This window comes from Thermostichus sp. MS-CIW-30, assembly GCF_054058015.1.
Genome location: NZ_JBSRZW010000034.1, coordinates 1 through 25359, shown reverse-complemented (window position 1 = coordinate 25359; position 25359 = coordinate 1). Strand labels below are relative to the sequence as shown.

At 56.9% G+C, this 25359-nt stretch carries 20 protein-coding genes; 7 read left to right on the top strand and 13 right to left on the bottom strand.

Annotated elements, in window-relative coordinates; genetic code table 11:
• Window positions 1-248: 248 nt before the first annotated feature.
• Window positions 249-947, top strand: coding sequence for a pirin family protein (locus ACVWXW_RS12800; RefSeq protein ID WP_457404092.1), 699 nt, complete (start codon window positions 249-251; stop codon window positions 945-947).
• Between the two features lie 231 nt (window positions 948-1178).
• On the opposite strand, the gene tsaE is transcribed toward ACVWXW_RS12800, so the two are convergent.
• Window positions 1179-1814: a tRNA (adenosine(37)-N6)-threonylcarbamoyltransferase complex ATPase subunit type 1 TsaE gene (gene tsaE / locus ACVWXW_RS12795; RefSeq protein ID WP_414331986.1), complete on the bottom strand. Its 636-nt coding sequence runs from the start codon at window positions 1812-1814 to the stop codon at window positions 1179-1181.
• A 3-nt stretch (window positions 1815-1817) separates the two neighbouring features.
• On the bottom strand, window positions 1818-2642 hold the full coding sequence (lgt, locus tag ACVWXW_RS12790) for a prolipoprotein diacylglyceryl transferase (protein ID WP_457404090.1): 825 nt from the start codon (window positions 2640-2642) through the stop codon (window positions 1818-1820).
• 235 nt (window positions 2643-2877) lie between these two features.
• Between lgt and recA the strand changes: the two genes are divergently transcribed.
• Entirely contained in the window at window positions 2878-4002 is a 1125-nt protein-coding gene (gene recA, locus ACVWXW_RS12785) for a recombinase RecA (protein ID WP_414331989.1), read from the top strand.
• Between the two features lie 16 nt (window positions 4003-4018).
• On the opposite strand, the gene ACVWXW_RS12780 is transcribed toward recA, so the two are convergent.
• Window positions 4019-4831 (bottom strand): TrmH family RNA methyltransferase, encoded by an 813-nt coding sequence (locus ACVWXW_RS12780; protein WP_457404089.1) that lies wholly within the window; start codon window positions 4829-4831, stop codon window positions 4019-4021.
• An 80-nt stretch (window positions 4832-4911) separates the two neighbouring features.
• Complete coding sequence (locus ACVWXW_RS12775) at window positions 4912-6285, bottom strand: 16S rRNA (cytosine(967)-C(5))-methyltransferase (protein ID WP_011433551.1); 1374 nt, start codon at window positions 6283-6285, stop codon at window positions 4912-4914.
• 70 nt (window positions 6286-6355) lie between these two features.
• Between ACVWXW_RS12775 and hisA the strand changes: the two genes are divergently transcribed.
• Both hisA and ACVWXW_RS12765 read left to right on the top strand, forming a co-directional pair.
• On the top strand, window positions 6356-7141 hold the full coding sequence (hisA, locus tag ACVWXW_RS12770) for a 1-(5-phosphoribosyl)-5-[(5-phosphoribosylamino)methylideneamino]imidazole-4-carboxamide isomerase (protein ID WP_457404087.1): 786 nt from the start codon (window positions 6356-6358) through the stop codon (window positions 7139-7141).
• Window positions 7142-7278: 137 nt separating this feature from the next.
• A complete protein-coding gene (locus ACVWXW_RS12765; protein WP_457404085.1) occupies window positions 7279-8469 on the top strand; it encodes a M20 metallopeptidase family protein in 1191 nt (396 codons plus the stop codon).
• Window positions 8470-8482: 13 nt separating this feature from the next.
• On the opposite strand, the gene ACVWXW_RS12760 is transcribed toward ACVWXW_RS12765, so the two are convergent.
• The 7 genes from ACVWXW_RS12760 to ACVWXW_RS12730 form a co-directional block, all read right to left on the bottom strand.
• Window positions 8483-9034, bottom strand: a complete 552-nt coding sequence (locus ACVWXW_RS12760; RefSeq protein WP_457404083.1) for a hypothetical protein — start codon at window positions 9032-9034, stop codon at window positions 8483-8485.
• Window positions 9035-9178: 144 nt separating this feature from the next.
• Complete coding sequence (locus tag ACVWXW_RS12755) at window positions 9179-10885, bottom strand: ATP-binding protein (protein WP_457404082.1); 1707 nt, start codon at window positions 10883-10885, stop codon at window positions 9179-9181.
• Window positions 10885-11478: a hypothetical protein gene (locus ACVWXW_RS12750; protein WP_011433556.1), complete on the bottom strand. Its 594-nt coding sequence runs from the start codon at window positions 11476-11478 to the stop codon at window positions 10885-10887. Before ACVWXW_RS12750 ends, ACVWXW_RS12755 begins: the two co-directional genes overlap by 1 nt.
• Entirely contained in the window at window positions 11475-12668 is a 1194-nt protein-coding gene (locus tag ACVWXW_RS12745; RefSeq protein WP_457404080.1) for a DNA double-strand break repair nuclease NurA, read from the bottom strand. Before ACVWXW_RS12745 ends, ACVWXW_RS12750 begins: the two co-directional genes overlap by 4 nt.
• Window positions 12658-16254, bottom strand: a complete 3597-nt coding sequence (locus ACVWXW_RS12740) for an AAA family ATPase (RefSeq protein WP_457404079.1) — start codon at window positions 16252-16254, stop codon at window positions 12658-12660. Before ACVWXW_RS12740 ends, ACVWXW_RS12745 begins: the two co-directional genes overlap by 11 nt.
• Before the next feature lie 2 nt (window positions 16255-16256).
• Complete coding sequence (locus ACVWXW_RS12735; RefSeq protein WP_414400542.1) at window positions 16257-17549, bottom strand: metallophosphoesterase family protein; 1293 nt, start codon at window positions 17547-17549, stop codon at window positions 16257-16259.
• A gap of 176 nt (window positions 17550-17725) precedes the next feature.
• Window positions 17726-18619, bottom strand: a complete 894-nt coding sequence (locus ACVWXW_RS12730) for a bestrophin family protein (protein ID WP_457404078.1) — start codon at window positions 18617-18619, stop codon at window positions 17726-17728.
• 255 nt (window positions 18620-18874) lie between these two features.
• Here ACVWXW_RS12730 and ACVWXW_RS12725 point away from each other — a divergent pair, with 255 nt between their 5' ends.
• Window positions 18875-19366 carry a helix-turn-helix domain-containing protein gene (locus ACVWXW_RS12725; RefSeq protein ID WP_457404077.1) on the top strand — a complete coding sequence of 164 codons (492 nt, stop codon included), beginning with the start codon at window positions 18875-18877 and terminating at the stop codon, window positions 19364-19366.
• 8 nt (window positions 19367-19374) lie between these two features.
• On the opposite strand, the gene ACVWXW_RS12720 is transcribed toward ACVWXW_RS12725, so the two are convergent.
• Both ACVWXW_RS12720 and tatA read right to left on the bottom strand, forming a co-directional pair.
• The gene (locus tag ACVWXW_RS12720) at window positions 19375-20211 is read right to left on the bottom strand and encodes an anti-sigma factor domain-containing protein (RefSeq protein ID WP_457404075.1); all 837 of its coding nucleotides are present in this window, start codon (window positions 20209-20211) and stop codon (window positions 19375-19377) included.
• 218 nt (window positions 20212-20429) lie between these two features.
• Window positions 20430-20675, bottom strand: coding sequence for a twin-arginine translocase TatA/TatE family subunit (gene tatA / locus ACVWXW_RS12715; protein ID WP_414356913.1), 246 nt, complete (start codon window positions 20673-20675; stop codon window positions 20430-20432).
• 487 nt (window positions 20676-21162) lie between these two features.
• Here tatA and ACVWXW_RS12710 point away from each other — a divergent pair, with 487 nt between their 5' ends.
• Together ACVWXW_RS12710 and glgB are read left to right on the top strand one after the other, a co-directional pair.
• Entirely contained in the window at window positions 21163-22638 is a 1476-nt protein-coding gene (locus tag ACVWXW_RS12710; protein WP_457404073.1) for a dihydrolipoyl dehydrogenase family protein, read from the top strand.
• Between the two features lie 60 nt (window positions 22639-22698).
• On the top strand, window positions 22699-24990 hold the full coding sequence (gene glgB, locus ACVWXW_RS12705) for a 1,4-alpha-glucan branching protein GlgB (protein WP_457404072.1): 2292 nt from the start codon (window positions 22699-22701) through the stop codon (window positions 24988-24990).
• Window positions 24991-25359: the final 369 nt, after the last annotated feature.

Below are 25359 nucleotides of genomic sequence, written 5' to 3'. Positions count from 1 at the left end.
TGCTTGGCGATGGTTGACTGAACGAGTTACTTGTCAAGGTTCTGGGGCGCCGGGGCTGGGTGGCCTCATCAGCGCTTTACTACCCTATCCCCACCCCCACCACCCCGTCAAGATATCCAACCCAAAATTTTTGGCAAGTTTTTGGCGAGAATAGCAGGGAAAAGAAGAAATAAAACTGTTTGAATATTGACATTCTGACTGCAGAGTTAATAAGATGGTTGCGAGGGTCAGGTTTCGGAGAAACTGTGATGCTGACTTTGCGCAAGCGGGAAGAGAGGGGTCATGTCAAGCTCAGTTGGCTTGATACTTACCACTCATTTTCTTTTGGAGAGTACTACGACCCTCGCTACATGGGCTTCCGGGCTTTGCGGGTGATTAACGATGACCGAATCAGCCCGAGTGCTGGCTTTCCGACCCATGGGCACCGGGACATGGAGATCGTTACCTATGTTTTGGAAGGGATCCTTGAGCATAAAGACAGCTTGGGCACGGGATCTGTGATTCGTCCTGGTGAAATTCAACGGATGACGGCAGGCACAGGGATCTGGCACAGCGAGTACAACCACTCGGCAGATGAGGAGGTTCATCTGCTGCAAATTTGGATTTTGCCGGAGCAGGAAAACCTGGAGCCCAGCTATGAACAAAAAGCGACGGGTTTGACAGAGCATCCCAATGAGTTTTGTTTAGTTGCCTCTCGAGATGGGCGCCAGGGATCCGTGATTGTGCATCAGGATGTGAATCTCTATGCGGGGTTGATTGAGCCGGGACGCACCATTCACCGACACTTGGATGAGAAGCGCTACGGATGGCTGCAGATAGCTCGGGGCGATGTGACCCTGGATGGCTTGTTTTTGCGAGAAGGAGATGGCGTGGCCATTGCTGAGGAAAGCGAGCTCAACCTTTTCAGTGAGAAAGGTGCTGAGGTGCTGCTGTTTGATTTGGCCTGAGGATGACTTTTGGCTAAGTTCTGGCCGTTTGCCTCAAGTTCATAGTCGTTTCAGGCTGGGGTGAGACGTCCGGGCTACTGAGAGAAGCCTTCTGACCTGTGCATTATTGCTCCGCAACGCTAACGCGAAGGCGCGACCGACGCTTCGGGTGTGGGCGCAGTGTCTTAGTTCGAATCGAGGTGGCCATAGGTCTTTTGGGATCTCAACTTTTTCTTCTGCTTTCAAGTACTTTCAGGAGGAGAAGTGGATCCCTTCTTCGAGGTTTTGCTGAGTGAATTGAGAAAGAACTTGCTGCCAAAGGTGGCCAGTCTGGGATCCCTTTCCCTTGACGTGTAGAAGGCGGGCTCCTTCCTGCTGGGGATGGGGCTGTAGGCGCAGCCAGAGGTAGGTCGCAGGCAGATGGCGGAGGTACTGGGGCCACTCAATAGCGGTGATCCCACCTTGGCTCCAAAGTTCTTCTAGCCCTAGGTCTTCTAGGAGTGTGGATTCTTTCCCACCGGCGCGAGCGGCAGAAGAGGTCTCTAGGCGGTAGAGATCGCAATGGAAAAGAGGGATCCGCCCGGTGCGGTATTCCTGTACCAGCACGAAGGTGGGGCTGTCGATGGGTTCGGGGATCCCTAAGCCCTGCCCTAGTCCCTGCACAAAGGTGGTTTTGCCGCTGCCCAGATTACCTTCGAGAAGAATGACCAAGCCGGAAGTGGAGCCGAGGCTGCGGCTGGGAGGGGGAGATTTTTGTTGACCTGAAGGGGCGAGGAAGCCAAGGGCGGCTTGAGCTACGAGGGCCCCTAGTGATTGGGTAGCAGCGGCGGATGGCAGCAGCAGAGGGGAGGCTTGCTGCCAGAGCTCTTCATTCTGTTCGCTGGCCATGGCTTACAACTCCTTTGGGGCGGGGATCCCAGGCGAGGAAGTTGCCTCGTTTGGGTGAACAGAAACGCGTTTGGGAGCTGTCAAGATTGCGGCCAGGCCTGCTCCAATGAGCAACAGGCTCACCCCCTGCGCCACCCGCAGGGATCCCAGCATGAGGCTATCGGTGCGCAGGCCTTCGATCCAGAAGCGCCCCAGGCTGTACCCCACCAGGTAGAGGCCCAAGAGGGTGCCGGGGGGAAGCTGGCGCCGGTAGCTTAAAAAGAGCAGGAGCCCGAAGAGACCAAAGTTCCAGAGGGATTCGTACAAAAAAGTGGGATGGACGCGCGATCCATCAGGCAGCTGCAGTTGTACCCACAGAGGGCTATCCGGAGGCAACACCTTTCCGTAGGCTTCGTTGTTGAAGAAGTTGCCCCAACGTCCGATCCCCTGACCAAGGCTGAGGGAGGGAACAAGGCAATCGGCTAGCAACCAAAAACTCAGCCGGTGCCGCCGGGCGAACAGGTAAAGCGCCGCACTGCCGCCGATCAAGGCACCGTGAATGGCAATGCCCCCCTGCCAGAGGGCCAAGACCTGCCACCAAGGGCCATCTCGATAGCGTTCCCACTCAAGGGCCACATAGTACAGGCGAGCAAGGGGCAGGGATCCAACCACCAACCACACCAGCAGATCAGGCATGGAACTGGGGGGAAGGCCACGCCGAGCTGCCAGATGGCGAGCCAGGAGCAAGCCCAACACCATTGCCAGGCCGATCAATAAGCCATACCAGCGCAGGCTGAGCGGCCCCCAACTAAACACAACCGGGCCGGGGGATTGTAAGACCAAAGTCATGACCGTGGGGACATTCCTGAGCAGATCCCTTTAGCCCACTCTACCCGCTCTGCAAGGCTATGCAGAAGACCTGCCCTCACCCCCAGCCCCTCTCCCAGAGGGAGAGGGGAGTTAGGAACCGAGGCAAGGTACGAGCTGACTGCAGTTGGAGGGAGAGGGATCCGCTCAGAGCAAGGCGACAATGTTAGAATGCAGGCTCGATTTTCCACCACGACTCCTGGGGGGGATGCGGGTTATGGCCCGGAAAGCCGCTGCTGTGAACACTGCTGATGACTCGGACAAATTGAAGTCAGAAAAACGCAAAGCCCTGGAGCAGGTGTTAAGCCAGATCGAGCGGAATTTCGGCAAAGGGGCAATCATGCGCCTGGGAGATGCCACCCAGATGCGGGTGGAGACCATACCCAGTGGGGCCATCACCCTCGACTTGGCCTTGGGCGGAGGTTACCCAAAAGGGCGGATTATCGAAGTCTTTGGGCCGGAATCTTCTGGGAAAACTTCAATTGCCCTACATGCCATCGCCGAAGTGCAAAAACAAGGGGGAACGGCAGCTTTTGTGGATGCGGAACATGCGCTGGATCCCACTTACGCAGCAGCTTTGGGGGTTGATATTCAAAACCTGTTGATCTCGCAACCGGATACGGGAGAGGCAGCTCTGGAGATTGTCGATCAGTTGGTGCGCTCGGCAGCTGTGGATATCGTGGTGGTGGACTCGGTAGCAGCGTTGGTGCCCCGGGCTGAGATCGAAGGGGATATGGGAGATGCCCATGTGGGATTGCAGGCGCGCCTGATGAGCCAAGCGCTGCGCAAGATTGCCGGAAATGTCAGCAAAACCGGATCCATCGTTCTTTTCTTAAACCAATTGCGCTCCAAAATTGGCGGCATAGGCTATGGCCCCCAGGAGACCACCACCGGCGGCAATGCCCTTAAGTTTTATGCGTCGGTGCGGCTAGATATTCGCCGCGTTCAAACCCTGAAAAAAGGTGCGGAAGAATACGGGATCCGAGCGCGGGTCAAGGTGGTGAAAAACAAAGTTGCCCCCCCTTTCCGGCGGGCAGAATTTGACATCATTTTCGGCCAAGGGATCTCCAACATCGGCTGCATTATCGATCTGGCCGAGGAGATGGGCATTCTCAAGCGCCGCGGCTCTTGGTACAGCTACAAGGAGGAAAATGTTGCCCAAGGAAGGGACAATCTGGTTGTCTACTTGAAGGAAAACCCAGAGCTCCTAGCGGAGGTGGAAGCGGCTGTGCGGGAGAAACTTTCTGCGGGGGTGACGGTTTCCGCCAGCCGGCCGGCAGCGATGGAGGAGGGAGAGCAGGAAGAGAATGAGGATGCGGTCTTTGTAGAGGAAGAGTTCTGAGGGAGCAGCTAGCTGTTCAGGGAGCGCTTCCTGAGCGAGATCGCCGCTGGCGCAGGGCCTCGTAGAGCAACAACCCCCCCGTCATAGCGACGTTCAGAGATTCGACACCCTCGGCCATCGGGATCCGCACCTGGGCATCGGCCTGTTGGATAGTCGCTTCCCTCAGGCCAGCCCCTTCGTTGCCCAGGAGAAAAAGGGTAGGGCAGGTGAGATCTTGATCCCAGTAACAGCTTGCCGTGGGGGAGAGGGTAGCGGCCAAAACTTGGATCCCGTGGCAACGGCAGCTCTGGATCCAGGCGGCTAGGTCGGGCACGACTTGGGGCGGACGGCGAAACCACTGGCCGGCAGAGGCCCGCAAGACTTTGGGGTTTTCGGGATCGACGCTGTCTGCGCTTAGCCAAAGGCCGTCGGCTCCTGCGGCGGCCACGACTCGGATTAGGGATCCCAAATTGCCTGGATCTTGCAGCGTTTCCACCACAAGGCCCAAACGTAACTTGGACAGGGGGGGAGAGGAAATCTGCCAACTGACGGCCACGGCCACAGCTCCTTCGGGAGACTCGGTGGTACAGAGCGCTGCCATGACTTCTGAGCTGACGGGTTGCCGCCGTAGGCCCTTGGGCAGATCGGCCAGCAGGTGAGGGTGACGGCTGGCCCAGTCGGGCGTGTAGCAGAGGGCTTGCAAAGGCCAGCCGACCCGCAGGGCTTCTTCGATGAGATGGGATCCCTCCACCAAAAAGGCGCCCTGTTCCCGCCGGCCTTTGCTGCGGTGCAACTGCCGCAACTTGCGGATCCAGGGGTTTTTCGGACTGGTCAGCAGCTCAGAAGCCATGTGGCAATGGTTAAGGTACTCCCCAAGTCTTCGGCGTTGCTGCCCTCACCCCCAGCCCCTCTCCCAGAGGGAGAGGGGAGTTAGTAACCGGAGCGGCGCAGCCGTTGGATAAAAAATCCATCCCGATCCTGCCGGTGGGGCCAGATGAGCAGGGGATCCCCTTCAGCAGCCCAATTGGGGTGGCTGTCGAGAAAGGCTTGAATGATCTCCTCGTTTTCGGCAGGATGCAGCGTACAGGTGGCGTACACCAACACTCCGCCCGGCTTAAGCCAACGGGCTGCCACCTGCAGAAGCTGAGCTTGCAGGTGGGCCAATTCAGGGATCCGCTCTGGAGTCTGCCGCCAGCGAGCGTCAGCATGGCGGTGCAAGGTGCCTAGGCCGGAGCAGGGGGCATCCAGCAGTACGCGGTCAGCACTCTGCCAGGGGGGCAAGGGGGCAGGGGGTAAGGACTCCGTCCCGCTGACGCGATCGGCAGCAGCGCTCAGGGATAACAGGTCGATGGCCAGGGGACGGATTGAGCTCAAGCCCAGGCGCTGCCTATTTTCCTCCAGGCGCCGCAGACGGTGGGGGTGGCGATCCAAAGCCCAGATTTCCCCCCGATCCTGCATGTGTTGGGCTATTTGGGTGGTCTTGCCGCCCGGAGCAGCGCAGCAGTCGATCACCCGCTCCCCTGGCTGGGGATCCAGCCAATGCACCACCTGCTGGGCACTGGCATCTTGAACGCTCCACCAACCCTGGGCAAAGCCGGGCAGGGCCGTGATGTCGCCGGCATGATCCTGAAGTCGCAAGGCACCCGGCACCTCGGAGATGGGGAGGGCAGGGATCCCGGCTGCTGCCAAGGCTTGAATGACTTTATTCACATCTGCCCGCAGTGGGTTGACCCGCAAATCCAGGTGGGGTGGCTGATTAAACCAAGCACACAACTGCTCCGTTTCCACCGGCCCCAGGCGCTCCCACCATAGGCTCACCAACCAGTCGGGAAAGCTGTGCCGGATCCCCAAAGCCTGAATTGGGTCGGCTGGCAGAGTGTCCTCGAGGGGCTTGAGGGGATCCTTCTCTGGCTGATCCAACACTTGCCGCTGGTAGGCGCGCAAGATGCCGTTCACCACCCCTGTCAGGGATCCCAGCCCCATCTGGCGGGCCAATTCCACGCTGGTATGGATGGCAGCACTGGCCGGGATCTGATCCAAAAAAGCCAGTTGGTAGAGGCCGAGATGCAAAATCAGTCGCAAATCGGGGGGCTGCTTGTGGGCAGGACGCTGGGCAAGGCAATCGATCAAGGCATCGAGGGTGCGGCGACGGCGGGTAATGCCATACACCAGCTCGCTGACCAGATGCCGGTCGGCGGGGATCAGGCTGCTGTTGGCCAACAAATGCCCCAGAACCAGGTCGGCATAGGCGTTTTGCCGCTCGATCTTCTGCAAGGCCAAGAGGGCCAGTTGACGTGCGTTCATGGTCGCCCCAAAAGGTTTTCCCATTCTCCCCCCTGGGCGATACTGGAGAAGCCCCTAAGGGATCCCAATCATGCCTTACACCAGCGCCTTCTTAGAGGTGATCCCCGCCATCGACCTTTTGCAGGGCCGCGCCGTGCGCCTTTACCAGGGGGATTACGCCCAGGCAGAACAGGTAGCCGACGACCCGATCCAACAGGCCGAAGCTTGGGCGGCACAGGGTGCCCCTCGCCTGCATGTGGTCGATCTGGACGGAGCCAAAAGCGGGGATCCAGTCAACCTGCCCATCATTGAGCGCATTGTCCGCAGCCTGGCCATCCCGGTGCAGGTGGGGGGTGGGATCCGATCCCTGGAACGGGCGCGGCAGTTGCTGGAGCTGGGGGTGGATCGGGTGATCGTTGGCACCCTAGCCGTAGAGGATCCCGACACCCTGGAGGCTATGACCCAAGCCTTCCCCGGTCGGGTTTGGGTGGGGATCGACGCTCGGCAGGGGCAAGTGGCCACCCGCGGCTGGCTGAGCACCACTCCCCTGCGGGCCACCGAATTGGTGCAACGGGTGGGGGAACAGGGCGTCGCCGGCATCATCTACACCGACATTGGCCGGGATGGCACCCTGGCCGGGCCCAATTTAGAACAGCTGCGCCAGATCCTAGCCGTCTCTCAAGTGCCTGTAATTGCTTCGGGAGGGATCGGCTCGCTGACCGATTTGCTGGCTTTGTTGAGCTTGCCCCGTTTGACAGGGGCCATTTTGGGCAAGGCCCTCTACTCAGGGGCGATCTCCTTGCAGGGAGCTTTGCGAGCTGTGGGGCCGGGCCGCTGGCAAGATCTACCGCCGGAAACCGGATCCCTGTGGGCCTAGATGTCCACCTCGACGCCGAGCGGAAAGCAGCCTCAGCAGTGCCATACTGGGCAAAATCGACAGGCAACTGCATGCAACCAACACTGGCCATCGGTGAAGGTTTTCCAAGACATTTTTGTTTTTTTGTTTTTCAGGTCATGTCCTTTCCCGCACTTCGCCCTGCTGTTCGAGCTTTACAACCCGAGTTGGTGACCTGGCGCCGCCACATCCACAAGTATCCTGAGCTGGGCTTCCGGGAGAAGCAAACCGCCGCCTACATCAGCCAGCGCCTGAAAAGCTGGGGGATCCCGCACCAGACTGGCATTGCCCACACCGGCATCGTGGCCACCATTGAGGGAGAGCAGCCGGGGCCGGTTTTGGCGCTGCGGGCCGATATGGATGCCCTGCCCATTCATGAGGCCAATGAAGTCGAGTACCGCTCCGCCATCCCCAACGTCATGCACGCCTGTGGCCACGACGGCCATACGGCCATTGCTATGGGCACCGCCAAGCTGCTGCAACAGCACCGTCAACACCTCAAGGGCACGGTCAAGGTCATTTTTCAACCTGCCGAAGAAGGCCCCGGCGGAGCCAAGCCCATGCTGGAGGCGGGGGTTCTGAAAAACCCGGATGTGGAAGCCATCCTCGGCCTACACCTGTGGAATAATCGCCCTCTGGGCACTATTGGCGTGAAAAGTGGCCCCTCGATGGCCTTTGCCGACCGCTTTCAGATTCAGGTGATCGGGCGAGGCGGACATGCTGCCCTTCCCCAACAAACAGTGGATGCCATTGTGGTGGGATCCCACATTGTCAATGCTTTGCAGACCATTGTCTCCCGCAATGTGGATCCGCTGCAGCCGGCGGTGGTGACGGTGGGCCGTTTCCGGGCCGGCGATGCCTTCAACGTTATCGCCCCAAGCGCAGAAATTTGGGGTACTGTGCGCAGTTTTCACCCTGAAGTGGCCGATTTGATCCCAAAGCGCATGGAAGAAATCGTTGCCGGCATTTGCCAAGCCTACGGAGCCACCTACGAGTTTCAGTACGAACGGGGCTACCCAGCGGTTTGCAACGATCCTGCTATGGTAGCGCTGGTGGAACAAGCTGCCCGCCAGGTGTTTGGCCCAGAGGCGAGGATCATCCCAGAGATGACCATGGGCGGAGAGGATGTCTCGTTTTTCCTGAATGAGGTGCCTGGCTGCTACTTTTTCCTGGGATCCGCCAACCCCGAAAGGGGCCTGAACTACCCTCACCACCACCCCCGCTTTGATTTTGATGAAGCTGCCCTTGGCATTGGGGTAGAGCTGTTCCTGCGCTGCATTGAGAACTACACCGGGCAAGCCTTGAGTTAGCGGGAAACCTCGGCTAGGGCCTGAGCAAGTCAGCGGATCCGCTGCCGGGAAGCAGCAAGGGCTTCATAGGTTCTGGGGTGGGACGGGTAGGGGCAGGATCCCCGTCGGTGGGAATGTAGAGGGGCGTTGGGTTGGGATCCCCACCGAAGGCCAGCACAAGGGCTTCCAGCAGGGCCTGTCGCTGTTGCCGGTTCAGGGATTGTACAACGGCTTTGTCTTGGGCGTAGGGGTTGACCGTGAGGCGGTCGGCACCGGGATACCGTTGGGCGATGATTGGCTCATTGGCATCGAAATAGTCCGCCAGCGTCAGTTGCCAGTCAAAGCGGTCGGTGGGGGAGCGACCAGCCACCTGCAGGTGATAGATCATCATTCGCCGCACCAAAGTATCCTCTTCGGGTGCGGGGCCGCCATCGTTGGGGTTAATAGGGGTGTAGGTGTTTTCCAGGGGCAGATCCGGCAGAGCTTCGTATACCTGCCGCGCTGCTTGGGGAATCAGCCGCAACTGGGCATAGGCAGGCCCGGATCCCAGTAGAACTGCAACGGCAATGCCCAGGAAGCTTGGCAAAAGGGCTTGTTTCCTCATCACTGATCGCCCCAAAACTCGCTTGCACGGAACGGACTGTATTGTAACCAAACGGTGGTTCGTGGATTGTAGATATTGTAGATTTGGCGGATTCAGCAATTGAGATCCAACGCAGCCGGAGCTTTTTTAGTCAATACTGAGTCCGTCCACTACCTGAGGTTGAGGACGCGGTTTGAGAGGGGCTGACTGAGCCAAGCGATCCCGCTGGTGGTGCTCTTGGGAATGCCTTTGCCAGAGGCCGAGAATATCCAACGTTTCGCCGCCATGCTGCGTGTAGCGCTGCCGCACTTTGCACAGTACAGGGGTATTGACGCACACACCGGAGACGATCACCTGACCTTTGCTCAAGGCGGGCAATTCCTGCAACAGATCCCGCCCGGCAGCCTCGACACTGTGGCGCAAATTTTCCTGATCGGCAGGGTTGACAATTCGCATCAAAAATTGGCTCATGCATTGAGACAGAATATCCGAGTCCAACTTGCCAGGGCGTTGCGTGATCAGCCCTACTCCCAGTCCAAACTTGCGTCCTTCGCTGAGGATGGTGCGCAGCACCTGTTTGCAACGGGAAGGCTCGTGGGCAGGGGCAAACCGATGGGCCTCTTCCAGCAAAATAAAGACGGGATAAGGCAAGTAATTTTCGTCCCCCGGCTGGATCTTGCCTTTGTGGGTATTGATCCGAGCATAGTTGGCCTGGCGCAAGATGGCAGCAGCGATCACCTGCTGTTCTTCTTGGCTGATCTCATGCATTTGCAGGATGGTTACCTGCCCCGGCTCAAACAAGTCTTTGGGAGCTAGGTGTTGCAAATTGTCGAAATAGGGAGAACGGTCGATCTGTTCTAATTTCCACTCCAAGGCGGCGGCTGAGGATCCCTGGGATCCATCTTCTGCAGAATCGGCTTCATTTACGGCATCGATTAAGTCCTGAATCGTCCAGCGGATCGGGTTAAATTGAGTTGTTTTGCGAAAGGCTTTCTCCAGAAAAGATTTCTGTCGGTCAGTGGTCTCTGGCAGCAGGGTCAGAATATCAAAGAAGTTAAGAGAAGATACACGAATCTTAATTTCCTGCGGTGAAAGAACCTTGACTTTGGGTCGGTAGCCATCTTCCCCAAAAAACTTGAGGTGGGACTGCATTTCTGACAGCGTGTGGTATTCCCCGTGGGGATCGAAAATGAGGACGGCAGCTCGGTTTTTGGGCAAAAGCAGCTCTTCAATCAAAACCCCTGCTGTATAAGATTTGCCGGATCCTGTCCCCGCCAAAATGGCCAGATGGGTGCTGACCATTTCCTTGACGTCCAGTACTACGGGCACTGCTCCCTCATCGCGCAACAACAGGCTGCCCAAGTGAGCACCCCCAATGGCTGTTTCATCTCGTTTGTTCAAAATTGATTTCAGCAGACGATTGGAGGCCAAAAAGACCTTGGCACCGGGATCCGGAGCGCGGCGGGGGTTAATAAAGCCCATCTTCTGATTGAAATAGCCGATGACCTCGACGGTAACCGCATAGATTTCCGGATTGGGATGGGTGAAGCCCACCAGAGCCACAATGGTGCTGGGATCGATTTCGGTATCGGCAAAGATGCGATCGGGGATGTGATCCAGGAGCTGAACTTGGCTAATTTTACCCAAGATTTGCAGCGTTTGCGATTGGGGATCCTGGACTTCGTAGTAGACGAAATCGCCCACCTTTACCGCTTGGGTATTGGAAGTGATGAAAACATATTGGTTAGAGGTTTCTCCAGGCCCTTTGACGGTGCCAATTACCTCTGGAGAGTCCTCAGTTGGAGAGAGGGTGGCTTCTGGATGGTGGCCATTATCGGTGATTTTTTGGGGCATTAGCGCATCGCTCCTACAGTCATTTTCCAGGCCAATTCTTTGCTTAAGATTTGCAGGGCTCGCCGTTGGGCTGGATCGGCAAACATCGGCGTAATGTCATTCAAGACTTGGTAGATCAAATGATTGGCAAAGTTGCCGCCACTACTCAGCAGCAAACCATAGTAGGAAAATTGGGTTTGACCTTGGGGATCCTGGTGAAAGCGCAGGATCTCTTCCCGGCTCATGCGAAAAACCGGCGTGTTTACAGGCACCACCACGCGTGGGATCCCTTGTCGGCCACAGCGGCGCTCTTCATCCAGAGCCCCGATTAAAACCACCGAGAGCAATGTGCGCACCTCATTCTGCAAATCGGGGGAAAAATAGGGATCCGGCTGGCTGGAAAGGCGCGGCCCAGAATTGAGGAACATCGGATTCAGGAGTTGGGTATTGTAAACCAGACCTACGGCCCAGTGTCGCCGGTCGCTTTCTAGCTTGACAAAGCTGCCGAAGCCATAGTCATCAGGAGCCGGCGGATTTTTGACTTCTAAAGCATCGTCCACCTGCACCACATAATCACAGTGATTGTTGGAGCGAACTACCTTTCCCAATCTCATCGAACTCGTCTCCGCTGTAATTTACTTACTGTTTTCCGGGATAGCCTTAGGTTCAGCTTTTCGCGAGCGGCCCAATCTTGCATGAGACGCAAGAAAAGGTTGCGATCCTCATTGCGGATAACGGCTATTTGATCGGCTGTCTCCAGCACATAAGGATAACCTCGCCCAATCACCACCTCACAGCGAACCAGATCCACCAACCAGTCCAACAGTCCTGCCTCATAAACCCAAACGGGTATTTCCAAGCGGGCCGGAAAGTTGTCATTGGTGCGCAGGTAAACAAACCCCACTCGCTCCCGCATTTCTTGGTAGGAGTTGAGGATCCCATCTTGGGGGTTGAGGCTGCCGCCGCGGGCACAGATGAAAAAAGGTGTGCGATCCCCCCACTCCAACCAGGGACTAAGCAGTTGCGCATCGTGAAGCTGTGGAGCTTCGGGTAGGTCAAAACAATGCTTCAGCAACGCCACCAAATCGGAAGTGTAGGTGGTGTCTATGTAGGCCACGATGGGGATCCGGCTTTGCTCGCTGGCCCGCAGAAGCTGGAGCAAACACTGCACATAAAAGTCTTGGCTTTCTGGCTCAAAGACTTCGGCAAAAGTAGCCACCAGCGCCCCGTCCAAAAAGGCCAATTTTCGGGATCCCGGTTGAGATTTTTGAATGTATTCTACAAGTCTCTCGATTTCCATTTGAAAGCGGCGCATGTTAACCATTCGCTCTTTCGGTTCGCCGCTGCTGTCGGATCCCAGGTCCCTTGGAGTCAATACATCCACTTGGATGTCTTTTTCGTACAAGCCTGCTGCGCAGTGATAATTTTCATACCAGCCGATTTGCACCAGCGCCACCGGTATTGACAGATCTTTGCTGGGATAAATCTGGGATCCATCTACGGCAAAGGTAGGAATATTTTCAATGACCGACTTCGCCCAATCGCGGCTTTCTTCGTAATTGGCCCATTCCTGCTCAAAAGGGATCCTCCAATTGGAGTAGCGATCCCACTCTGCAGTAGGTAAAGCGCCTGGGAAAGGGAATGGAGCTATTTTTTCGGCAATCTCTAGGCTTGACCACTGGCACAAGCTTTCCATGGCCTGCTTATAGTATTCTCTGCGCTCCGACAGCCTTTGATCAAAAGTGGCAAAGGCCTCCCGCTTCTGCTGCAGCACCGCCAGGATCCGGTCGGCTCTAAACACCATGGGCGGGATCCCTCCCTACCGACTTGGATCCGGAGTGCCTTTCCACCCGAATAACATTTTCTGTCATTTGCTCAAAGGTATCGTCGTGGCTGATGACAAACAGCTGCTCAAAAGATCGCAGGTTGGTAATAGCCTCTGCCAGCCGCTGTCGCCGTTGGGCATCCATATTGGTGGTGGGCTCATCGAAAAAGGCAATATTTAGTTGTCCCAACACCTTGAGTAAAGCCAAGCGCACTGCCAAGGCCGCCGACATTTGCTCTCCCCCGGAAAGGCTGGCAAACCGTCGTTTGGGGCTGCCGGCTTCTTGAACGCGGATCTCATAATCGGCTTCCCAGGTCAGGGTGACGTTGGGACGGTTGAGAATTTCTCGGAAGAGGTGATCGGCAGTATGGTTGATCTGCTGCAGGTAGTATTGGGTAACTTGGGGGCCGGCTTTTCTGTAGGTCTCTCGGCTGAATTTGATAAAGCGGTGTAGGCGTTCTCTCTCAGTTTTTTCGGCCTCGACTTGCTTTAAGCTGGCCTTGGCCTGTTCCAATTGCCGCAACTTTTCCTCAATTTTGCTCAGTTGAGGAGCTAAGCTCTCCAGTCGGGCTTGGGCTTCGGCTTTTTGAATTTCGGTGGCCTGCAGAAGGGATCGAAGGCGCTCATGCTCCTGCGGTCGATATAGAGCAGCCAAGGGATCCCGTGCTGCGCGAAGTTGGGAAAGCTGAGTTTGCAGTTGCTGCCGCTGGGCGTTTAGCTCGGCCAGTTCCTGTTCCCGTTGGGGAAGCAATTTGGCGATGGGTTCTGCCTGCAGATAGCGCTCGTGATCTAAACGGTATCGTTCGCGTTCTTCCTGCAGGGATCCCAGCTCTCGATCCAGATGCTCCGTTTGGCATAGGGCCTCCTCGATAGGGTTGAGTGCGGCCTGTAAATCCTGAAGCTGCTGCAGGCAGTCGGCCTGCATTTGTAAATACTGCTTTTCCTGTTTTAGCTCTGCTTTGAGCCGTTCGGCTTGACTTCTGGGATCCCCCAGTGCCCTTAGGGTTTCGGCGGCTTTTGCAATTTGGGCTTGCAGGTTATCTTTGGATCCCTCTGTTTGTTCCCAGCGGTCGATCTGGGCTTGTTTTTCTTGCTTGGCTTTCTGGATTTGATCTAGGGCCAACTGAGCCGCTTGGAGTTCATCTTGCCGTCGGGGCAAACTTTGGGCAAGAGGCTGCATGCGGATAAAGGTCTCGTAGTTGTTGCGGTGCCGGCCTTGTTCTTCCCGCAAAGCTGCAATTCTTTCATCCAGATCTGAAAGCGGTTGCAGCTGCTCTTCTAGGGCTTGTATCTGCTGTTGGAGTTGCTGAACATGGGCCGCTATTTGTTGATATTCTTGCTCAACCCTAGACTTGCGGCTGAGATCTCTTTCCAAGCGCTGGATTTGCCCTCTGGGATCCCCCAGTTCTTGCAGCGCCTGGCCAATTTCCTGTTGTTGCCGAAGGAAGGTGGGCTCAGCCTCAAGATCCCAGTGAAGATCATCAATTCTGCTTTGTCGTTCGGCTTGCAACTGCAGCAGTTGCTGAATTTGGGCTTGTAAATCGGGTATTTGTGCGGTTAGGCCGAGCAAGGGTTGCAAAGTCCTGAGTTGTTTTTGGATGTTGGACAACTGCTGACGAAGTTGGGGCTCGGAAGTTTGGGGAGCCAGATCCTGCAAAATCTGATGGATGGACTGGAGCAACTGTTGGCTGAGTGCTGAAGATCGAGTGAGTACCTCTGGGATCCGCTGCCACAGAGATTGAAGTTGGGGATAGTTGTGTCGCTGCGCTTCCAATTCGTCCAGAAGTTGCCGGATGCTGTGATGGTGTTGAGCCAATTGATCCGAGCCCTGCTCAAAAAGCGCTTGTAGCTCCTGTTGAAATTGACGAGCTGCGGCAATGCGGCTGAGCTGAGTTTGCAATCGCTCCTGTTGAGTTTCGAGCGCAGGAATGGCGGCTACCCGCTCCAAATCCGCCTGCCGTTGTCTCAGTTGGAGCTGCAGTTGTTGCAATTGGACTTGGCCTTGTTCCTGCTCCGTTTCCCGTTGTTTGAGTTCAAGGCGCAGAGCCTGAAAGGAAGCCAACTTCTCGCCAAGTTGGGAGTGGCGCTGCTCCAGGGAGGCCTGCCGTTCACACAGGGGTTGCAGCTCAAGTTTTTCCGCCTCCATTTTTTGGAAGATCTGGAGTTGTTGCTGATATTCGGATCCCTGCAGCTCCAATCGATGCAGTTGATGTTGCAAAGTTTCCCGTTGAGCCAGTAAAGTTTGTCGGGTTCGCCGCAGCGCTTCCTGCTTTGCAATGAGGGTTTCCAACTGCAAATAACGGTTGTAGGTCAATTGATGCTGCCGACATATGGCCTGGGCCTGTTCAGCTTCTTGCACTCGGCTTTGTAGCAGTTGACAGCGCTCGGCGTGGGCTGTCCATTCTGCCTGGATCTGTTCCCATTCGCGGTGCAGGTGTAGCAACGTGTTGAGCTGTTGAGTCCAATAGGTCTGCTGACGCTCTAGCTCCTCTTGGGCCTGAATTTGCGGGGTTAGCTCCTCTAGCTCCTGCTTCCAGCGCTGCTGTTGGCTTAACTTTTCTTGAAGTCTTGCCAATTGGTTTTCGATATGCTGCTTTTGCGAGAGCAAAGCATCCCGCTGTTTCAGCCACTCCAAGCGTTGCTGTTGCTGTTTTTCCAGCTCCCGCAAGCGAGCTTCTGTGGCCAAAAAATGCTGAGATCCCTCCCAGTATTGCTGTTGCTGCGCTTGAGCTTGCCTGGCCTCTGCCCATAACTTTTCTGCCTGCTCAAGAGATACCTGAAGCAGGGATCCCTTTTGCTCCAGTTGGGCAATCTGGTGATCTAAAGTTTGGATTTGCTCAAGCCATTTCTCCAGTCGCTCGATCTCAAGCTTAACCTGATCCAGAGTGTGGATCGATTGACTCAAGCGCTCTTGCCAATAACTCAGTTCTTGTTGGATTTTCTGCCGCTCCGCTTGCAGCGGATCCCACTCCTGTAGCTGTTGGCGGAGCAATTCAATTTGATGATTAATGGCCTGAATCTGCGCCTCGCTGTATTTTTCGACCGCCAACAGGTCTTTGGCTACCTGCTGGTACTCTTCCACCTTTAAGATGCGATCGAAAACTTCTTTGCGATCTCGACCGGTTTTGAGAAAGTCTGCCGTGAAAGTCCCTTGGGGCACCCCAATCGTTGTGGCAAAGAGCCGCGCCAGGTCGGTACCGGCAGGTACGCCCAAATGTTGCCTCAGCCACGGCAGCACATCGGACTTGCGCTCATACTCTAGGCGCTGCTTCAGCTGGGGATCAAAGAGACGATATCCCTGCGTGACGCTGCGGCGAACATCGTAGGTGCGCTGATCCCATTGGGAGATAAATTGCACAGTCACCACTGCGTCGTTGGCCCCGGAGCGAATGATTTCTTCTTGGCTGTAGGGGCAGTAGTCGAACAAAACCCAGGCAATGGCTTCCAAAATGCTGGTCTTGCCCGCTCCGTTTTCTCCGCAAATGGCGTTAATACCTGGCTCAAACGTGAAGACGGCATCCTCATGAGATTTGAAGTTTTGTAAAGCGAGAGAGAGGATCCGCATAATCAGTCTTCTGCTCCCCATTCGCGACAGCGATGCGGAGCATCAAAAGCTCCCCTTAGGTGAGCATACACTTCCGATTCTCCTTGCCCATCCAAAACCTTTTCTTTAAGATCCAGAAGCAGCCGCGCTAGCTCTTCACTGCGTTTGCGGTAGTGGGCATGGCTGCTCAGCAGATCCCTGTAGATTTTCTCTTCGATTTGTAGCCTTTGCCCCTCTTCTTCCAAGGAAAGGGCAGCCGACCCGAGCTCTAAAGTATTGGCCTCAAAACGAAACAGAACCAGCAAGGCGCCGGTGAGCTGCTGAATTTGACACTGTAGGGCGCGGCTATCCAGCTCATGCTTGGCGAACCCCACCTGTCCCACCAGCCGCAACTCCACCATCGGCTCCATCTCACTTTCCTGAAAACGGGATCCCTTAGCCAAGGCAATGGCTGCTGCGGCAATCTGTTCGGGGGTTTCTCTGCCCTTGGCCTCCAGATAGAGCCGGCGGCGGGGCCGCTGATGGTAATCCTGCACCAACTCCGCTTGGGGTGGGCCATCTCCCCAGCGGACGCGATAGGCCCCCCGTTGGAAGTCCCATTCGGCAGTGCTGTTGGCCTCCAGGGATCCCGGGTTGAAGATCCACCCGCCCTCGGAATAGCTTTTGTGAATGTGTCCCAAGGCCAGGTAGCCCACCCCCGCCTCCCGCAGGGGCAGCAGATCTTTGTAGCGCAGAGCGCCTTGGTAACGGGCAATTTGGCCCTCTAGACCGTGGTGGAACATCAACACCACCCGTTCTGGGCCGGGGGGCAACCGTCGAATGGCCGCCGCCAACTGCTCAATCGACCGAGGGGCTGCCGATCCGTACCACTGGGATCCGATCACCCGCACCCCACAGGGCAAATCCAGATACCCACCCCGCCGACCTGACCAGGGGCGCAGCTCCAGTCCCTCTTCCCCTTCCTCAGGCTCCAGCAGGATCAACTCCCCGTGATCGGCTAAGTACCTCAGCCAACTGGTTTTCACGCCATAGGGACGGTTGTCGTGGTTGCCCTCGATGGCCAACACCGGAATCCCGGCCTGCTGCAGCTCCCGCAAGACGATCTGGGCTTGGTTGAGAACGCCGGGCTGAATCTGCCGATGCTCGAACAGATCTCCGGCGATGAGCACAAAGTCCACCGGATCCTGAATGGCATAGCGCCGGACAACATCCCGAAAAGCCAAAAAGAAGTCCTTGCTCCGCTCCGGGCTGTCGTAGCGGTCATAGCCCAGATGCACATCGGCCAGGTGTAAAAATGTGCAGGTTGAGCAGGCCATCCCCAGAGCACCTCGGCAAATTGTCCACAGTTTAGCAAACCCATCTTGTTCCCTACCCAAGATATAGGGATCCCTTCCTCTCAATCATCGGGTTCGTCCCGGCTATCTCCACTAGGGGTAGGTGCCGACTGAGGATCTGAGGAAACCCTGGAATGGACGGCTGCCCAAGAGTTCTCTCAGGTGGAATCGATTAAATCCAGGATATTGTGCTTCATCTTGTTGCAAATGTTATCGAGGGGCAGATCATTGGGATCCCGGCCGAAGGGGTTTTCAATTTCGATGCCGATCTCTTCAACGCCAAACAACATAAAGCTCAGCCATCCCACAATGGGGCCGGTCATCCAACCCAAACCTTCCACCATCTGAAACGGCAAAGATAAACAGTAGAGCAATAACAACTGCTTCAAGTGCAGGGCATAAGCCATGGGCATTGGGGTCATGAGAATGCGCTCGCAAGCCCCCAGCGCATCCACCATGCTGTTGAGCCGCTCCACCATGATCGTGAGCTGGTAGACCTCAACGCGGCCCTTTTGGTATTGTCGCTGCAGATAATCTCCAATCCAAAAGGCAATCTGCAAAGGGGGATGGTTGAGGCTTTGGAGACGTTGCAACTGCTCCGGGCTGAGGAGGGGCTGAATCTCATCCAGCAAAGGTTCCTGGCGCAAGTGCTGTTTCATGGCCATGGCAAAGGCGGGCAACAGATATAGAGTTTGGATCTTCTCTTCCCGGTCGCCGGGTTGCTTTTCTTCAATGGCTACCCAAATCAAGCGGGCCAAATTGCGCACGTCATTCACCACGGATCCCCAAGCTTTCCGCCCCTCCCAGAACCGTTCGTAGGCGGTGTTTGTCCGAAACACCAGCATCAAACCCAAAACGATGTTGGGCACAAACGCCACCAACGACGACAGCGCCAGGGGCAGCCCCAACTTATACAGAACCGAAACCAGCACCCCGGCCAAGCCGCAGATAAAGGCGCGGGGAAGCACTGCCGGTACAACCGATCCTTGCAACTGCAGGGCCAGGCGAAACCAACGCAGCCCCTCTCCTGCAAGATACTTGCGAAGAACCATAGTGCAGCGTCGGCAAGCTTGCCCTCTGATCCTACAGCCACTCCTACAGCCACGGCCTGCCGCCCTAGAGGGGATCCCTTGCCCGCCTATCCTGAAAAGCGACGAGGGTAGCCTGTTAGAGATTTTTCAGTTCGAGATTCTGTAAATGTCAAGCAATGCCCAGGCAAACTTCACGAACAACTTCCAAAACCCCAAGTTACTGTGGTAGACTCTCCGCCAGGCAACGAATTCAACGCTGTTCTGCGACGCCCCAACATGGCTGGAGTCCTCAAGCTCGACATTCAGGAATCGGCTGAAGAGCTCAAATCCCTACTAAGCAAGCAGTCTACACCGACCGGGAAGGAGCGGGTTCAAGCTCTCTACCTGCTCAAGATTGGGAAAGTCAAGACGATGACAGGCTTGGCTGAAATTCTGGGGCGGGACATCTCAACGATTTTTCGATGGTTTCAACGCTACAAGGCCAAGGGGCTAGAGGGCATGTTGACGGTGCCCCGCAACCAAGGGCGCAAACCCCTCATCCCCAAGCCGGTTTTGGAAATCCTCAAGCAGGAGCTGCATCAGCCTGGCCGATTCCGTACCTACAGCGACATCCGCGAATGGCTGCGGGAAACGCACGGTGTGGATGCTTCCTACAAAGTTGTGCATGAAACTGTTCGCTACCGTCTCAAGGTGCGCTTGCGGGGATCCCATGCTAAGCGGCGCAAGAGCGGGGGACAAACTCCCCAGCCATCCCCCCATCTCTCTTGATCTCTTGATCAGGGCTGGGCAGCAGGGATCCAAAAACTGCTCTGCAGCAGAGGCGGGCTTGTGGGGGATTCGCTCCCTCCTGCCGGTTCAAGGGTGACGAGAAGGTGGGTCGGCTGCTCAGAATGGAGGGGTTGACTGAGCCATTGCAGGGATCCTTCCCCGTTGACGGCAAAAGTGCCGGCGTTTTCCAGCAGTCGTCCCCCTCCCTGGATCTCCGACTCCAGCCACAGTTGATAGGTGCTCCCTGGGGGGGCAGGGGCCATCTCCGAGGCCAAGAGCAGCACCTGCTTGGCATGGGGTGACCAGAGGGCTTGCACCAACAGGGGAGTGCTGAAGCTGGGATCCCGCAGCAGGGTTCGCTGCACCTGCGGTTGTCGTTGCCACTCTTGGTAGAGCCGTTGAACTGCCACCGACTCTCCCTCGATGGGGGATCCCCACTGCCAGCGCAGCCGCCAGTAGGCCGCTGTTATGGCCAGCGCGTAGATCCCCAATACCGCCAGGCTGCCCCAAAGGAGACGTCGCGGCTCCAGAGGGGCTGAGGTTTGAATGGAGAGGGGGACAGGTAGCCAAGCCCAACGCCGCAGCCGTTCCCTGGCTTGAAAGGCCGTCAACTCGTAGAGCCACAGAGCCACCGAGCGATCCCGCTGCAGGTCAAAGGCATTGGCGTGTTTCCAGCAGAACTCGAACACCTGCCGCACCACCTCTTCCGCCTGGTGAGGTTGCTTGAGAATGGCCAAGGCAATATCCAGCAGGCGCTTCTGATAGCGATCCTTGAGCAAAAAGTGGCTGCGGCGATCCCGCAGTTGGATCTGGCGCATCAACTCGAAATCGGTCAGCTCAGCCATACCACCTCTGGGGCATCCGATGAGCCTATCCGGGCTGATTTTGGCTCAGCCGGTAGCACTAGGCTGGGGAACTTTCCAGAACTATACACTAGCCCTGGAGCCGGCTCCCTTGCGAGCTGACTTCACCTCTCATCCAAAGCTGGCTTGGATCCCCCCTCTCAACAGTTCCGGCAGCAGGCCCCTTGCAGGAGTTGGGATCCCACCCCTCTCCGCGACCCTCAGGCGGCATCTTTCTCAACCACCTTCTCCGCCTTTTCTGCGCCGGCAGGCTCGTCATCGCTGCTGGGGTTGTTCATCTCTTGTTTGAAACTCCGCAACGCTTTGCCAAAGGCGCTGCCCAACTCCGGTAGCTTCTTGGGGCCAAACACGACCACCGCGATCACCCCAATCACGGCCAGCTCTGGCAGGCCCATGCCAAAGATGCTCACGGCCAAGATAGGTTCGCTCGGCAGCAGGATAGTCATAAGTCCCCAAACCCTGAAAGGTAGAACAGACGGATCAACCCAGCTTGCAAGGGATCCATCCGTCCCACTCTAACAAGTTCTTCTCCCATGCAGAAAGGGTGTGGAAAGGGATCCCCTTCTGATACATTCACGCTGAACTCTCCTGAACATGGTTCAGGAAAGAAGCGATCGCATCCTGCCTATCTCTGTTCGCGTCAGCGGGACGGAGTCCAAGCAGGAAGGCGGTATCCCGCAAAGCCCTGAGGAATACCCCCCGAGCGCTTTCCCCCTTCACTTCCCGGCAACCGTTGCGGTGGACTCAAGGATCAGGGGGAAACTTGGTCTACTATATCCCTCTCAATGACTTTTGCCAAACCGCCTAAAGCTCAGTAAATTCAGCAAAGTTCAGGGTTTTGGGGGTTAGAGGCATGCTCCCATCCTGCCCCCGGCCCACTCAAGACATAGGATGGTGCTATCCCTTGCCCGATGTTTTTGTTCAGAACAAGCCATGCCTGTCTCCTACGATATTGTGGTCATTGGCGCTGGTGCGGCGGGTCTGGTGGTGGCCAGCGCTGCGGCCCAACTGAAGGCCAAGGTGCTGCTGGTGGAAGGCAGCGACCGCTTGGGCGGCGATTGCCTCTGGTATGGCTGTGTGCCCAGCAAAGCCCTTCTTCACGTGGCCCATACCGTCCATCGGATTCGCCAGGCCATGGCTGCCGGTTGGGTAACTCTCCCTGGCCCAGCAGGGATCTCGGTGGATTACCTCAAGGTGTACGAACACATTCGCTCTGCCCAGAGCTACATCGCCAACCACGCCGATTCGCCAGATCGCTTCCGCCAACTGGGGGTGGAACTGGTGTTTGCCAAGGGCCACTTTGTGGATGGGCGCACCTTTGAGGTGGCAGGAAGGCAGGTACAGGCGCGGGCTTTTGTCATCGCCACCGGATCCCGTCCTTGGGTTCCCCCCTTGCCGGGCTTGGCCGAGGCGGGCTATCTGACCAACGAATCGATCTTTGACCTAACCCGTTTGCCCAAATCGGTGGCGGTGATTGGGGCGGGGCCGGTAGGCTGCGAGTTAAGCCAAGCTCTGGCCCGTCTGGGATCCGAGGTGACCCTCATTGCCAGCCGCGAGCGCATCTTGCCCAAGGAGGATCCCGAAGCCGCCCAGGTGGTGCAGCAACAGTTGGCCCAAGATGGGATCCGCATCCTCACCCGGGTACGCGCCACAGCAGTTGGCCAAGAGCAAGGGGCAAAGCTGCTTTACCTAAAGGCCAACCCTGGAGCAGGCTCCGCCGCTGCAGGTGATCAAGTGATCCGTGCAGAAGCGATTTTGGTGGCCGCCGGTCGGATCCCGAACGTGGAAGGGCTGGGTCTAGAAGCCGCCGGCGTGCAGTACACCCCCCAAGGGATCCAGGTAAATGCCAAGCTGCAAACCCGCAATCCCCGCATCTACGCCTGTGGGGATGTCATCGGCGGGCCGCAATTTACCCATGTGGCGGCCTACGAAGCGGCAGTGGCCTTGGTCAATGCCCTGTTTTTCCCCCTCAGCCAAGCGCGTTATCGTGTCATTCCTTGGGCCATCTTCACCGAGCCGGAGCTGGCCCGTGTGGGCCTCACCGAAAGCGAAGCCCGGCAGCAATACGGCAAGGATGTGGTGGTGCTCAAACAGGAGTTTGCCGATGTGGATCGGGCCCAGGCAGAAGCTGCCCCCCTGGGCTTTGCCAAATTGATCTGTCGGCGCAACGGCCAGATTTTGGGGGCGCACCTGGTGGGATCCCAGGCGGGAGAGCTGATTCACGAGGTGGTTTTGGCCATGAGCCGGCGGCTGCCCGTCTCTGCCCTGACCGGGATCCACATCTACCCCACCCGCTCGGAGGTGAATGCCAAGGCGGCCCTGCAGCACCGCAAGCAACAATTGGCCGCCAACCCCCGCCTGCAGAACGCCTTGCAGGGATTCTTTGCCTGGAGGCGGGCCTGGAGCTAAAGCGCAAACCGGAGGTCGGCCACCGCTAGACTGGAATCAGTCGTTTGCTGAGGGTTCCCGATGGGCTTTCTCCTGTCTGCTGAACAAGTGGGTCAGTTTGTCTCCAACCAATGGCAGGATCCCTATGCCGTTTTGGGCCCCCAGCAGATAGAAGAGGCCGGGAAATCCTTTGGGTTGGTGCGCGCCCTTGTGCCCAATGCCCGGCAGGTTTGGCTGGTGGAACGCGCCACTGGGCAGGCTTACCCGATGCAGCCGCTGCACCCGGAAACGCTGTTCGAGCTGCGTTTTGAGCCGGGAACCCCTCTGCCGGACTATTTTTTGCGGGCGCAACGGGCCTGGGATCCCCAAGGGGAACACTTGGAAGAATGGGAGGATCCCTACCGCTTTCCCTTGGAGAAGGTCAACCACATTGGCGAGCTGGATCGCTACTTGTTCAACGAGGGGAATCACCACCGCATTTACGACAAGCTGGGCGCTCATCCCATCACGGTGGACGGGGTGAAGGGGGTGCATTTCGCCGTCTGGGCTCCCAATGCCCGCAACGTCAGCGTTATCGGCGATTTTAACCACTGGGACGGGCGTCAACACCAGATGAAGCGGCTGGGCGAAAGCGGCATCTGGGCGGTGTTCATCCCCGGCATAGGGCCAGGCGCCATCTACAAGTACGAGGTGAAAACTTCCTGGGGGGATATCTACGAAAAATCGGATCCCTACGGCTTCCAACAGGAGGTGCGCCCCAAAACCGGCTCCATCGTAGCCGACCTCAACACCTACACCTGGCACGACCAAGCCTGGCTGGAAAAACGCGCCGCCACCGATCCCCTGCGCTCGCCGATTTCGGTTTATGAGGTGCATTTGGGATCCTGGATGCACGCCTCGGCTGAAGATCCACCTGCCGAAGGGCAAAGTGTGCTGGTGGATCAAAAGCCCAACACTCGCTTCCTCACCTACCGCGAGCTGGCGGACAAATTGATCCCCTATGTGAAGGAGCTGGGCTTCACCCACATCGAGCTGTTGCCGGTGGCAGAACACCCCTTCGATGGCTCTTGGGGCTATCAGGTGATTGGCTACTATGCCGTAACATCCCGCTATGGATCCCCGCAAGACTTTATGTATTTTGTCGATCGGGCTCACCAGGCCGGGATCGGCGTGATTGTCGATTGGGTGCCTGGGCATTTCCCCAAAGATGGGCATGGGCTGGCTTTTTTCGACGGTACTCACCTGTACGAGTACGCCGACCCTCGCAAAGGCGAGCACAAAGGTTGGGGCACTTTGGTCTTTAATTATGGCCGCAACGAGGTGCGCAATTATCTGGTGGCCAATGCCCTTTTTTGGTTCGAGAAATACCACATCGACGGGATCCGGGTGGATGCGGTGGCCTCGATGCTTTATCTGGATTATGACCGCAAAGACTGGATCCCCAATCCCTACGGCGGGCGGGAACACCTCGAAGCCATCGACTTTTTCCGGCAGCTCAATACCCTCATTTTCAAATACAACCCCGGTGCACTTTCCATTGCCGAAGAATCTACTGCTTGGCCGATGGTAACTTGGCCAACCCATGTGGGTGGGCTGGGCTTCAACTTGAAGTGGAACATGGGTTGGATGCACGACATGTTGGATTATTTCCACATGGATCCCTGGTTCCGCCAGTTCCATCCCCATTTGGTCACCTTCAGCCTCATGTATGCCTTCAGCGAAAATTACATGCTGGCCTTTTCTCATGATGAGGTGGTGCATGGCAAGAGCCACATGTTGGGCAAAATGCCGGGGGATCATTGGCATAAGTTCGCCAGCCTGCGGGCTTTATACGGCTACATGTTCACCCACCCTGGCAAGAAAACCTTGTTCATGAGCATGGAGTTTGGCCAGTGGAATGAGTGGAACGTTTGGGCAGATCTGGACTGGGGGCTGCTGCAGTATGAACCCCACGCCAAGTTGCGCCACTACGTGGCCAGCCTGAATCACCTGTTGCGCTCTGAGCCTGCCCTGTATACCCAAGACACCAAGCCAGAAGGGTTCCGCTGGATTGACTGCAGCGATCATCGCGGCATCGTTTCCTTCATCCGCTATGGGGAGGATCCCAGTGAGTGGGTGGTGGTGGTTTGTAACTTCACGCCGGTGGTCTGGCCCAATTACCGCATTGGGGTACCGGAACGAGGTTTTTATCGAGAGCTGCTCAACAGCGATGCTGTGGAGTTTTGGGGCAGCGGGGTAGGCAATTTGGGGGGCAAGTGGACAGACGACTGGGCCTACCACAACTTGCCCTACTCCCTCGAGCTCTGCCTGCCGCAACTTTCTACCTTGGTGCTGAAATGGCAGCCGCCGCAGCCGGTCGAGTCCCAGAATTGACACCCTGCTGGCTTCCTTCCGCCGCACTGGGAGGACGGGTCTGGAGACTTCGTTTTTTGGCCATTTGTAGTCCTTTCAAGCTGGATTGAGACAATCCCCAAGCGCTCCATACCGCTTCCGAGATCACCCCCAGTCCTCTTCCCAGAGGGAGAGGGGAGTTGGGAAGCAATGGGATGGAAATGTTTCATTTCGTTTCATTCTTATTTAAAATGACTGTGGGCGTGGGTGCAGTGTTCTAGTTTGAATCGAAATGACCATAAGGCAGACATAACTGAGTGCTACGGGCAGGTTTTTTCTGAGAGGATTTCAGCAATGGCCGCAGCCACCCGCTCTTGTTGACAGGTGGTCAACTCAGGAAAACACGGCAAA